Annotated in this window: 10 protein-coding genes and 1 pseudogene; 5 read left to right on the top strand and 6 right to left on the bottom strand. The window is 62.6% G+C overall.

What is annotated here, in order from left to right; translation table 11 throughout:
- Positions 1 to 64: 64 nt before the first annotated feature.
- Both AB4Z53_RS21980 and ade read left to right on the top strand, forming a co-directional pair.
- Positions 65 to 1,390, top strand: a complete 1,326-nt coding sequence (locus AB4Z53_RS21980; RefSeq protein WP_223725160.1) for an aspartate aminotransferase family protein — start codon at positions 65 to 67, stop codon at positions 1,388 to 1,390.
- A gap of 129 nt (positions 1,391 to 1,519) precedes the next feature.
- Complete coding sequence (gene ade / locus AB4Z53_RS21975) at positions 1,520 to 3,217, top strand: adenine deaminase (protein WP_441597712.1); 1,698 nt, start codon at positions 1,520 to 1,522, stop codon at positions 3,215 to 3,217.
- Between the two features lie 13 nt (positions 3,218 to 3,230).
- Here the strand turns inward: ade and aac(6') are convergent.
- Both aac(6') and bglA read right to left on the bottom strand, forming a co-directional pair.
- A pseudogene (gene aac(6') / locus AB4Z53_RS21970) lies at positions 3,231 to 3,694 on the bottom strand (aminoglycoside 6'-N-acetyltransferase).
- Positions 3,694 to 5,328: a beta-galactosidase BglA gene (gene bglA, locus AB4Z53_RS21965; RefSeq protein WP_441597762.1), complete on the bottom strand. Its 1,635-nt coding sequence runs from the start codon at positions 5,326 to 5,328 to the stop codon at positions 3,694 to 3,696. The pseudogene aac(6') and the gene bglA overlap by 1 nt, the downstream one beginning before the upstream one ends.
- A 176-nt stretch (positions 5,329 to 5,504) precedes the next feature.
- On the opposite strand from bglA, the gene AB4Z53_RS21960 reads away from it, so the two are divergent.
- The gene (locus AB4Z53_RS21960) at positions 5,505 to 6,422 is read left to right on the top strand and encodes a sugar kinase (protein ID WP_441597711.1); all 918 of its coding nucleotides are present in this window, start codon (positions 5,505 to 5,507) and stop codon (positions 6,420 to 6,422) included.
- Positions 6,423 to 6,497: 75 nt separating this feature from the next.
- Here AB4Z53_RS21960 and der read toward each other — a convergent pair whose 3' ends face one another.
- Positions 6,498 to 7,931, bottom strand: a complete 1,434-nt coding sequence (gene der, locus AB4Z53_RS21955; protein WP_113535674.1) for a ribosome biogenesis GTPase Der — start codon at positions 7,929 to 7,931, stop codon at positions 6,498 to 6,500.
- A gap of 36 nt (positions 7,932 to 7,967) precedes the next feature.
- Between der and AB4Z53_RS21950 the strand changes: the two genes are divergently transcribed.
- A complete protein-coding gene (locus AB4Z53_RS21950) occupies positions 7,968 to 8,159 on the top strand; it encodes a hypothetical protein (RefSeq protein WP_441597710.1) in 192 nt (63 codons plus the stop codon).
- Between the two features lie 53 nt (positions 8,160 to 8,212).
- Here the strand turns inward: AB4Z53_RS21950 and AB4Z53_RS21945 are convergent, their stop codons facing one another.
- Complete coding sequence (locus AB4Z53_RS21945) at positions 8,213 to 8,881, bottom strand: tetratricopeptide repeat protein (protein ID WP_223725167.1); 669 nt, start codon at positions 8,879 to 8,881, stop codon at positions 8,213 to 8,215.
- Positions 8,882 to 9,058: 177 nt separating this feature from the next.
- Positions 9,059 to 9,646 carry an NnrU family protein gene (locus tag AB4Z53_RS21940; protein ID WP_441597709.1) on the bottom strand — a complete coding sequence of 196 codons (588 nt, stop codon included), beginning with the start codon at positions 9,644 to 9,646 and terminating at the stop codon, positions 9,059 to 9,061.
- Positions 9,647 to 9,870: 224 nt separating this feature from the next.
- On the opposite strand from AB4Z53_RS21940, the gene AB4Z53_RS21935 reads away from it, so the two are divergent.
- Positions 9,871 to 10,878 (top strand): polysaccharide deacetylase family protein, encoded by a 1,008-nt coding sequence (locus AB4Z53_RS21935; RefSeq protein ID WP_441597708.1) that lies wholly within the window; start codon positions 9,871 to 9,873, stop codon positions 10,876 to 10,878.
- A gap of 21 nt (positions 10,879 to 10,899) precedes the next feature.
- Here AB4Z53_RS21935 and sbmA read toward each other — a convergent pair whose 3' ends face one another.
- Positions 10,900 to 12,168 carry a peptide antibiotic transporter SbmA gene (sbmA, locus tag AB4Z53_RS21930; RefSeq protein WP_113535537.1) on the bottom strand — a complete coding sequence of 423 codons (1,269 nt, stop codon included), beginning with the start codon at positions 12,166 to 12,168 and terminating at the stop codon, positions 10,900 to 10,902.
- Positions 12,169 to 12,276: the final 108 nt, after the last annotated feature.

The raw sequence follows: 12,276 nt of genomic DNA, 5'->3' as shown, positions 1-12,276 counted from the left end.
CCAAAGGGTAAAAAATGCGGGCGGCGAACGCTGCCTGACGAAGAACAGACCGAGGAGAACTGGAATGTCGAACCGCCTCAACACCCCGAACGATCTGCGCGCCTTCTGGATGCCGTTCACCGCGAACCGGCAGTTCAAGAAGGAACCGCGGATGTTCGTCGGCGCCAAGGACATGCACTACACAACCCATGACGGCCGCACGGTACTGGACGGCACGGCGGGTCTGTGGTGCGTGAACGCCGGCCATTGTCGCCCGAAGATCACCGAGGCGATCCGTGCCCAGGCGGGCGAGCTCGACTATGCGCCGGCCTTCCAGCTCGGCCACCCCAAGGCCTTCGAACTGGCGAACCGCCTGGTCGATATCGCGCCCGAGGGAATGAACCACGTTCTCTACACCAACTCCGGCTCGGAATCGGTGGATACGGCGCTGAAGGTGGCCCTTGCCTACCACCGCGCCAAGGGCGACGGCTCACGCTTCCGCCTGATCGGTCGCGAGCGCGGCTATCACGGCGTCAATTTCGGCGGTATCTCGGTCGGCGGCATCGTCTCCAACCGCAAGATGTTCGGCACGCTTCTGACCGGTGTCGACCACATGCCGCACACGCACCTGCCGGCCCAGAATGGCTTCACCCGCGGCGAGCCGGAACATGGCGGCGATATCGCAACCGAACTCGAGCGCATCGTCACGCTGCATGACGCGTCCACCATCGCCGCCGTGATCGTCGAGCCTGTGGCCGGCTCGACCGGCGTGCTGATCCCGCCGAAGGGCTACCTGCAGAAACTGCGCGAGATTTGCACCAAGCACGGCATCCTGTTGATCTTCGACGAAGTCATCACCGGTTTCGGCCGCCTCGGCACGCCGTTTGCCGCGCAGTATTTCGACGTCAAGCCCGACATCATCACCACCGCCAAGGGCCTGACCAACGGCGTCATCCCGATGGGCGCGGTCTTCGTCACCTCCGAGATCCATGATGCCTTCATGAATGGCCCGGAGCACATGATCGAGTTCTTCCACGGCTACACCTATTCGGGCAACCCGATCGCCTCGGCCGCCGCCCTTGGCACGCTCGACACCTACAAGGAAGAAGGCCTGCTGACGCGTGCAGCCGAGCTTGCTCCCTATTGGGAAGAAGGTCTGCACTCGCTGAGAGACTGCCCGCATGTCATCGACATCCGCAATCTCGGCCTGATCGGTGCGATCGAACTGCAGCCGATCGCCGGCGAGCCGACCAAGCGCGCCTTCTCTGCGTTCCTGAAGGCCTACGAGAGTGGGCTGTTGATCCGCACGACGGGCGACATCATCGCGCTGTCGCCGCCGCTGATCATCAGCAAGGCAGAAATCGACGAGCTCTTCGGCAAGCTGCGCGCCGTTCTCAAAAGCAACATCTGATCCGGTCGCACGCCGACCGCCAAGGGCCCTTTCCCCGGCAACGGGGGAAGGGTTACTCTTATCTGCAACACTGAAACTGCGTCCCGCCGAATTCGCATCCGGGCACGCGCATGAACCGGAGTAGCCCACATGTCCGAAGCGCTGGAACGCCATATCGATCAGGGCGTCGGACGCGAGCCCGCAGATATCGTCCTGAAGGGCGGACGCTTCTTCGACCTCGTCACCGGCGAACTCGTCGCCTCCGACATCGCAATCTCCGGTGACCGCATCGTCGGCACCTTCGGCAGCTATGAGGGCCGTGAAGAGATAGACATCACCGGCCGCATCGTCGTGCCGGGCTTCATCGACACGCACCTGCACATCGAGTCCTCGCTCGTCACGCCGCACGAGTTTGACCGCTGCGTCCTGCCGCTCGGGATCACCACCGTCGTTTGCGATCCGCACGAGATCGCCAATGTGCTTGGCACCGAGGGCATCCAGTTCTTTCTGGATTCGGCAGAGCAGACGATCATGGATATCCGCGTCCAGCTCTCCTCCTGCGTTCCGGCAACGCATCTGGAAACCTCAGGCGCTGACCTGCCGATCGAGCGGCTTCTGCCCTTCCGCGACCATCCCAAGGTCATCGGCCTTGCCGAGTTCATGAATTTCCCCGGCGTCGTGCACAAGGATCCGGTCTGCCTTGCCAAGCTCGAGGCCTTCCAGGGCGCGCATATCGACGGCCACGCGCCGCTGCTTTCGGGCAAGGACCTGAACGGCTATCTCGCAGCCGGCATCCGCACCGACCATGAATGCACCAGCGCTGAAGAGGCCATGGAGAAGATCCGCAAGGGCATGCACATCCTCGTGCGCGAGGGTTCGGTCTCCAAGGACCTGCATGCGCTGATGCCCATCATCACCGAGCGGCTGTCGCCGCACCTGGCGCTCTGCACCGATGATCGCAATCCGCTTGATATCGCCGAGCAGGGTCACCTCGACCACATGATCCGCACGGCCATATCCGCTGGCGTCGAGCCGCTGGCCATCTATCGCGCCGCATCGATCTCGGCCGCCCGCGCCTTCGGCTTGCGCGACCGCGGCCTGGTCGCGCCCGGCTGGCGCGCCGATCTCGTGGTCATCGACAGCCTGGAAAACTGCAAGGCCGAGACGGTGTTTTCAGGTGGCCGCCGCGTCACGGACGCGCTCTTTGCCACCCGCAATCCGGTCGCTCCCGTCGGGCTCGACAGCGTCAAGGCCGGCCAGATCCATGCCAGCGCCTTTGGCATCCCTGTCGCCGATGGCGACACCTCGGTCATCGGCGTGCTGCCGGGCAAGATCATCACCGAGCACCGTCACTACCGCCTGCCGGCCGTCGGCAACCAGACTGGCGTCGATCTCGGCCGCGACATCATCAAGGTCGCGGTCATCGAACGCCATGGCGTCAACGGCAACCACGCCAACGGCTTCGTGCAAGGGTTCGGGCTGAAGAAGGGTGCGATCGCCTCGACCGTCGGCCACGACAGCCACAACATCTGCGTCGTCGGGGTCAACGACGAGGACATGGCGATCGCCGCCAATCGGCTGGGCGAGATCAAGGGCGGCTTCGTCGTCGTCGAGGACGGCCAGGTGACTGGCGAAATCGCCCTTCCGGTGGCGGGCCTGATGAGCCTCGAACCCTACGAGTCCGTGCGCGATACGCTACATCACCTCCGCCACGCCGCCTTCGCGCTCGGCGCGACGCTGGAAGAACCCTTCCTGCAGCTCGCCTTCCTGCCGCTTCCGGTCATCCCGCACCTGAAGATTTCCGATCGCGGACTGGTCGATGTCGACAAGTTCATGCTGATCGGGTGACTTCAGGCAGCGCTCAGTTGTCGGCCGCAGCCAGCGCCAGCTCCTTGCGGAAATAGACGACGCGCTCCGTCTCCTCGAAGCCAAGCGCCATGTGCAGGCCCTGGCTCCTGAGATTGTCGGTCGCCGTGTCGGAGGCAAGTTCCTGGCATCCTTGCGATGTGGCCAGCGCTCGACCGCGGTGATCAAGGCGCGCGCCACACCGCGACGGCGAAAACCGGGCAACACATAGATCCCCTCAAGGAAACCGACTGGGGAGGTTTCGCAGCCATTGACATAGTCCCGGCGGATCGAAGCTTCGGCAAAACCGGCGGCGACGCCAGCCTCGTCTTCGCAAAGGAAGGATGCGTAGCGCTCGTTCTCGGCAAGGCAGGATTCCACCTCGGCGCGATGCTCGGCTTCCGGCGTGTCCGGCCACAGCGCCAGACGCATCTCGACCCAGCGGCCGATGGTTTCACCATCCATCAACAAAACGCGCATCAGAGTTTTCCCGAGAAGGCCGACAGTCCGGCGAGCCGGATGCTACCGGCTTCGAGGCGCGCCGGATATCCGGGCAATTCCAGGGGTTGCACCGCAGCCGGCGGCAGAAACGCCTGGGGCTCGCGGGTAAGGTTGAAGACGAAGAGCAGGCGTTCGCCATCCGTTTCGCGAACGAAGGCCAGGAGGTCACTGTTGCTGTCGAGGAAACGCATCGCGCCATCGCGCAGCGCCGGCTGCGAATTGCGGAAAGCGAGCGTTGCCCGGTAGTGGTTAAGGGTCGTATCCGCGCCCGTGGCCATGGTGTCCACCGCCAGGCGGCGATGTTCAGCCGGCACTGGCAGCCACGGCTTGCCGCCAGAGAAACCGGCATTGGTTGCCCCTTCTTCCCAGACCATCGGCGTGCGGCAGCCGTCGCGGCCCTTGTAGGAAGGCCAGAAGCGGATGCCATAGGGGTCGCGCAGGTCCTCGAAGGCAAGCTGGGCTTCCGGCAGCCCCAGTTCCTCGCCCTGATAGAGGCAGATCGAGCCGCGCAAGGCGGAAACCAGCGTGATCGCCAGACGCGCCACCCTCTCCCGCTCCGCTTCGGTTTGGGCAAAACGGCTGACATGGCGCGTCACGTCGTGGTTGGAAAAGGCCCAGCAGACCCAGCCGTCGGTAACGGCCTTCTGGAAATTCTCGACGCAGCGGCGGATATGGGCCGCGGTGAAGTCCGGGCCCAAGAGGTCAAAGGTGTAGCACATGTTGAGCTTGTCGCCGCCGCTGGTATAGGCAGCCACCGTCTTCAGCGAGCGGGCGCCGTCGCCGACTTCACCGACGGTCATGCGGCCCTCGTAGCGGTCGAGCAACGCCCGGAAGCGCTGGAGAAAGGCGATGTTTTCCGGCTGGCTCTTGTCATGCAGATGGTCCTGCATGCCGTAGGGATTGACGTCGGGCGCATCGTTGCTGGTGGCGTCGGGATCGGGAACAAGCGGCGGGTTGTCGCGCAGATGCTTGTCGTGGAAATAGAAGTTCACGGTGTCGAGCCGGAAGCCATCGACCCCACGGTCGAGCCAGAAGCGCGCGGCATCGAGCACCGCGTTCTGAACATCAGGATTGTGGAAGTTGAGATCCGGCTGCGAGCCGAGGAAGTTGTGCATGTAGTATTGCTTGCGCACCCCATCCCACTCCCAGGCGGGGCCGCCGAAGATCGATAGCCAGTTGTTGGGCGCCGTGCCATCCGGCTTCGGATCCGCCCAGACATACCAGTCGGCTTTTCCGTTCGTGCGGCTGGAGCGGCTCTCGACGAACCAGGGATGGCGGTCGGACGTGTGTGAGATCACCTGGTCGATGATCACCTTGAGGCCGAGACGGTGGGCTTCGCCAAGCATCTCGTCGAAATCGGCGAGCGTTCCGAACATCGGATCGACGTCGCAATAGTCGGAGACGTCGTAGCCCATGTCCGCCTGCGGCGAGGTGAAGAACGGCGACAGCCAGATCGCATCGACGCCGAGAGAGGCGATATGCGGCAGCCGACGGGTGACGCCCTTGAGATCGCCGATGCCGTCGTCGTCGGTATCCTGGAAAGAGCGCGGATAGACCTGATAGATCACCGCGCCGCGCCACCAATCGTCACCCGATACCTGCCGAGACGCCATGTAGAGCCCCCTGAAGACGGTCTGTCGCGCAAAGGTGTAGCGTTGCCCGGCGCCGGAGTAAACGCCATTCGCGGCCACGAACGGATCGTCACCAAAGCGGCCGGAAACTATCTCTTGCGGTAAGCGGCCGCGCCCCTTATCCCGTCTCAGACGAAATCTTGTGAGGAGGAAAGTCGTTGGCCGGAAAGATGCTTGCGATCGGGGAGTGCATGGTCGAGCTCATGCAGGCGGAAGGCGGGCTCTTGCGCAAAGGCTATGCCGGCGACACCTTCAACGCCGCCTACTATGCGCGGCTGTTCATGCCTGCCGACTGGACCGTCGCCTATTGCTCCGCCGTCGGCACCGACACGGTCTCCGACGAGATGCTGGCCTTCATGGCGGAAAAGCAGATCGACACGTCGAACGTCCGCCGCATCGAAAACCGCTCCGCCGGCCTCTACATGATCCATCTGAAGGACGGCGAGCGCAGCTTCTCCTACTGGCGCTCGCACTCGGCCGCCAAGCTGCTGGCCGACGATGCGGACCATCTGCGGCGCGCGATCGAAAGCTCCGACCTCATCCTCTTCTCGGGCATCACGCTGGCGATCCTTTCCCCCGATGCGGTGGAAACGCTGCTTTCGGAATTGCGCCGTGCCAAGGCGGCCGGCAAGCAAGTGGTCTTCGATCCGAACATTCGCCCGCGGCTCTGGGACGATGCCGAGCGCATGCGCAGCACGCTGACGGACGGTGCCCGCGCCGCAAGCCTGGTGATGCCGAGTTTCGACGATGAGATCACCCATTTCGGCGACGCCTCGATCGAGGTGACGATCGCGCGCTACAAGGGCCTCGGCGCCACCAATGTGGTCGTCAAGGATGGGGAAAAGGGTGTGACGCTCGCCTTTGGCGATGCCCCGGTTCAACACGTGCCGGCGACGCCGGTCGAGCGTGTGGTTGACACCACAAGCGCCGGCGACAGCTTCAACGGTGCCTTCGTCGCACGGCTGGTCACAGGCGATCAGCCGCCGGAGGCAGCCGCCTTTGCGGCGAGCGTCGCCGCCGGTGTCATTGGCCATCACGGAGCGCTGGTCGCCCGGGAAAAGCTACCTGCCGCCTGAGCGGCAGGATCGCGTTACGTGCGCTGGATATAGGATGCGAGCGGAAAACCGCACACGCTTTTCCTCATCCCGCGCTCAGCGCCGCTTCTTCGCCTTGGACTCGAAGGGATTGTCGCCCGAACGGAAATGCATGCGGATCGGCACGCCCGGCAGGTCGAAATCGTTGCGCAGTCCATTGATCAGATAGCGCACGTAGGATTCCGGCAGAGCGTCGGGGCGCGTGCAGGAGATCATGAAGCCCGGCGGGCGGGCCTTCACCTGCGTCATATACTTCAGCTTGAGGCGGCGGCCGGAAACGGCCGGTGGCGGGTGCTGAACCTGCTGCGATTCCAGCCAGCGATTGAGCCGCGCAGTGGAGATGCGGCGGTTCCAGGTCTTGTCCGTCTCGATGATCGCCTGCATCAGCCGATCGAGGCCGTAGCCGGTATGGCCGGAAATCGGCACGGCGCGGATGCCGCGGGCCTGCGGCAGCAGCCGCTCGGTCTTTTCACGGAGATCGGCCAGAACCGCCTGCCAGTCCTCGACCAGGTCCCACTTGTTGAAAGCGAGCACCGCAGCCCGGCCTTCGCGCAAGACGAGGTCGACGATCTGCAGGTCCTGCTTCTCGAAGGGAATGGTCGCGTCGAAGACGATGACAACCGTTTCGGCAAATCGGATGGCGCGCAGCGCATCGGCGACCGAGAGCTTTTCCAGCTTCTCCTGCACCTTGGCCTTGCGGCGCATGCCGGCCGTATCGAACATCTTGATGGTGCGGCCGCGCCAATCCCACTCGACAGAAATGGAATCACGGGTGATGCCGGCTTCGGGGCCGGTCAACAGCCGGTCTTCGCCGAGGAAGCGGTTGATCAGCGTCGACTTGCCGGCGTTCGGACGGCCGACGATCGCCACGCGCAGCGGCTTGGTCTCGTCATAGGCAGCCTCGGCCTCTTCCTCTTCGCCATCTTCGTCCTTGAACGTCGGGCGCAGATCGATATCGGTCTCGGCCACGTCGTCTTCCGGCGGGAAGGCGCGGTCTTCGCCGATCGCAGCGACGATCGCATCGCGCAGATCGAGCATGCCCTGGCCGTGTTCGGCCGAGATCGGGCACGGTTCGCCAAGGCCGAGCGTGAAGGCATCGTAGAAACCTCCGTCGGAGCCGCGCGCCTCGGACTTGTTGGCGACCAGCACCACCGGCTTGCCGCGGCGGCGCAGCATTTCGGCGAGCGTCTCGTCGGCCGGCGTCAGGCCGCCCTTGGCATCGACCAGAAACAGCGACAAATCCGCTTCGTCGATCGCGGCCTCGGTCTGCGCCCACATGCGGCCCTGCAACGTGTCGGGTGCCGACTGCTCGAGGCCGGCCGTGTCGATGATGCGGAAGCGCAGATCGATCAGCTTGGCGTCACCGGGCCGCCGGTCACGGGTAACACCCGGCGTATCGTCGACGAGCGCCAGCTTCTTGCCGACCAGACGGTTGAACAAGGTGGACTTGCCGACATTGGGACGCCCGACGATGGCGACGGTGAAGCTCATGGATCTATCCGTTTCCGCTTGGAGTGCCGCTGCCGAATGGCCGGCGGCACTCATAATTTCGTTCTCGGCCGCAGCGAGGCGACACGGGAGCGTTTCCCTTTGGGACTGCTCCGTCTGATGTTTCAAGCATTCCCGAACGCAAAACCGCTACGCACTTTTGCTGAAACTGCTTTAAACGCTTTAGCGCACAACCCCAAGATCGAGATCGATTTTGGGATCATGCGCTGATTCGAAAGGGTCGTGCACCCTGTGCCCATCCAAGTGGAGGATGGGCGGAAACCTTAGGCCTTGCCGCTGGCCGCAATCACGTCGAGCAGCATCTGGGCGCGACCGGTGAGGTTGCGCGGGCTCTGCGTGTCGTCAACGATCTGCTGGAACCAGGTCTTGGCCTTGGCGTAGTCGCCGGCCTTGTAGGCTGCAAGACCAAGCGCTTCACGGGCTGAGTGGCGCATGTTGTTCTGTGGCGTTGCAAGCTGCTCGACTTCGGCCGAGACCTGATCGTAGCTGCCGGCATCGACGAGCAGGTATGCCGCACGCAGCCGCGCCGCTTCCTGAATGGCCGCCGGGACGCTGCCGTCCTTGCCGATCGCCGAGAATGCCTTCACCGCCGCATCGGTTTCGCCCTTCTGGGCCTGGAGCGTTGCGGCGCGCAGACGAGCCAGAACCGGATAGGCGCCGTAGCCGTCCTTTTCCAGCGCGTTCAAGGCAGCGAGCGCCTCGTCCGTCTTGTTTTCCTTTGCAAGGTTGAGCGCCTGCAGGAACGCATCGCCCGACTTCGAGGACGCACCGTCCTGCCAATAGTCGAAGCCGACCTTGCCGATGGTGCCGAGAACGATAAGCACGGCGATCGCCACGATGACACTACCGAAACGTGCCCAGATGCTCTTCATCTGGTCGGAACGCAGTTCCTCATTGACCTCGCGGATAAAGCTGTCGTCTTGGTTCGCCATCTATTGCCCCGGCCTTGCCTGCCCACTGGTGCGCCATTCCGACCGTCTTCAACGGGAACAGCGCACGATCTCAAACTGTTCGAGCATGCGCGACGCGTTCTTGGCCACGCATCGCGCTCTCATGGATTTTGCGCCTTCTACCCGATTTTGCGGCGCTTGTAAGGGGGCCGACGTTATTTAGCCCATCACCACGGGCTGAACCCCGATCAACCACTCGTGAAGCTTCCAGACAAAGAGAACGTAGGCGACGAGACCGATGACGATCGCCAGCACGTCATTCGTCGACGACTTGAACACCGGCAGCACGCGCTCCCCTGCCCGCTCGCGGCGTTTGAGCGAGATGCGCAGGATCACCGCCCAGGCCAGAAACGAACCGAAAAGCAGGACGGAGGAGGTCTCGCCGTTCGCCAGAAGATGCGCCAGCGCCCAGATCTTGATCGACAGAACCTGCGGATGCTTGACCGCAACCGCAATGCGCCCAGCCGGGAGGAAGCCGGCTGCCGCGATAACGAAGGCAAAGAGCATCAGCAGAAGCGCGATATGGCGCAGGAACACCGGCGGATTGTACAGCATGCCCGTTTCACTGCGGGCCTGGCCGAAGCCGTAAATGATCAGACAGAGACCGATGAGGCTGAGGATTGCATAGATCCCCATCCAGGTGCCTTTGCCGCGGCTCTCGATGACGCCGGCGCGAAAGCCGGGCGCGACCACGCGGATCAGGTGCAATCCAAGAAAGATGATGATGCCGAGAACGAGTATCGCCATGGGGCCACCGCTTTGTTCGAGATACCGGACCAAATCAGCGTCGCGTGCCGGACATGGCGCGCCTGAGTCGCTGTAGCTCTTTGATTTTCTTTGCCATTCCTCCTGAACCGAATCCAGCCCAGGTTGCTATGCAGTAGCCTTGATGGTGTCTTTTTTCCAGTCCGATCAAAGGATTGCCGCAATTTCGAACCATCTGCGACCAAAATCCAACATTGCAGTTGACCATGATCCGTATTTCCGCCGCTTTATCTCTCGCCCTTTTTCCCGCTCTCGCCCAGGCCGAGCCGGCAACGCCTGCCACCGTTCCGAGCGGCGACAAGCAGCTGGTGATCGTCTCCTTCGACGGCGCGCATGACAATGCGCTCTGGGACAAGAGCCTGGCGATGGCAAAGCGCACCGGCGCACATTTCACCTATTTCCTCTCCTGCACCTTCCTGATGACACGAGCGGACGGCAAAGAGAACTACAGGCCGCCGGGCCAGAAGCCCGGACGTTCCAATGTCGGCTTCGCCCAGAGCCGCGAAGAAATTGCGACCCGCGCCGGCCACATCTGGCAGGCCCATCTCGACGGCCACGACATCGCAAGCCATGCCTGTGGCCATTTCGACGGCAAGGGCTGGAGCAAGGCCGACTGGCAGAGCGAATTCTCGACCTTCAACACCGCGCTGCGCGACGCCTGGAAGAAGGCGGACAAGCCGGACGCGGAGCCCGAGGGTTGGGCCGAGTTCGCGAAGTCGAGCGTCAAGGGCTTCCGCGCGCCCTATCTCTCTCTCAGCGATGGCCTGCTGCCGGCACTCAAGGATTCGGGTTTCACCTATGATGCGAGCCTGGTGACCAAGGGCCCGGGCTGGCCGTCGGCGAAGGACGGCCTGCCGCGTTTCGGCCTGCCGCTGATCCCCGAGGGACCGTCGCAGCGCCCGGTGATCGGCATGGACTACAATCTCTTCGTCCGTCACTCCATGGGTGTCGAGAACAAGAAGGACAGCGCCCGCTTCGAGGAGCGCACCTACGAAGCCTACAGGAAAGCTTTCGAGCGCGAGTACAGCGGCGACCGCATTCCCCTCCAGCTCGGCTTCCACTTCGTCGAGATGAACGGCGGCGCCTACTGGCGCGCACTCGATCGGTTGCTGACTGAAGTTTGCGGCAAATCGGACGTCGCCTGTGTCAGCTACGCCCAGGCGCTGCCAATGATCGAGCAGGCAAAAAAGAAGGCGGATCGCTCCGCCTTCTGATTGCTGTAGAGGGTTCCGGTCTTAGGCCGGCTGCGCATCTTCCGCCGCGCCACGCTCCAGGTACCGCTGGTCGATCTCCGGTAGCGGCTCGTCGGAAATCGCCGCCTCGAAGGCGGTCAGGCGCTTATGGATCGACAGCAACTCGATGATCGTCGACCAATAGTTGACCAGGTACTGGAAGGAGTTGCTGACTTCACCGAAGGCGGTGGAGATCTGCTGCCAGATACCCATGGTGATCTTGCCGACCACGAAAGTCGGAATCAGGATGAAGTTGAGGAAGATCGCATCGAGCTGTCCGTAGGAATAGCGCGCGATGTTGAAATACAGATAGTGCCAATACATGCGGAAGTAGTTCCGGCGCACATTGCCGAAAAGCTCCCTGACCGTCACCGGCTGAGCACGATCTCCATGATCTTCGCCGTAGACCAACTCCTTGCGATAGGCTGCTTCGACGCGTTGGTTCTTGAAGTTCAGCCCAGGCAGCTTGATACCGGCGAGCGCCAGAAGTGCCGTGCCGAACAGCGACCAGACGATCGCCAGCCAGAAAAGTGCATGGGGGACCGCGCCGATGATCGGAAGGTCCTCGACATGTTGTGACATGCTGAACAGCAGCGGCAGAAACACCACCAGCGTCATCACCGAGTTGATCAGCGTAACGCCGAGCCCTTCGAGGATGTTGGCAAAACGCATCGTGTCTTCCTGAACACGTTGCGACGCCCCTTCAATATGCCGCAGCTTTTCCCACTTCGACATGTAGAAATCGTTCATGGCCGTGCGCCAGCGGAACACGTAATGGTTCGTGAAAAACGCGGTAATGACGTTGAGGGTCACGCCGACGAAGCCGATTTCGAGGAAGCGTAGCTGCAGTGTGTAGAACTGGCCAGCTGTGATGCCCGGCTTCCTCGCCAAGGCATCTTGCAGCAGATCGAAGAACGGACCGCGCCAGTTGTTGAGCGCAACCGACGTCTGCACTGCGAAATAGGCGATGAAGATGATGAAGGCCGAGCCCCAGATCGACCAATTGACCCAGGGGTGATCCTTGGCAATGAGCTTCCAGGTACCGCCGAAGATCACCACGAAGATGGTGAAGTAGAGATAGAACCAGAGATTGTCCGGGGTGAAGAAATAGGCAAGGCCGATCGGCGGCTTTTCGCCCGGGGCCAGTGGCGGCAAGCCGACAGCGGCCCCCATCTGCGGTCCGGCCGTATACCAGACCAGAATGCAGACAAGCGACCAGAGGGCACCGGAGGTGAAGAACAGCTTCGGCTTCGGAAAGAAGGAATGGAACAAAGGGGTCTACTCACGTTTCGGTCAGGCGATGTGTTACCGCTCGAAGCGCCGAAACTAGGGCAAAGCGCCGTCGTCAACAATCGGATAATATAAACGTTACTGTTATTT

This window comes from Ensifer sp. 2TAB8, assembly GCF_052115125.1.
GTDB lineage: Bacteria > Pseudomonadota > Alphaproteobacteria > Rhizobiales > Rhizobiaceae > Ensifer.
Note: the sequence above shows the minus strand (reverse complement) of the source record. Positions and strands in the feature narration are given on the sequence as shown.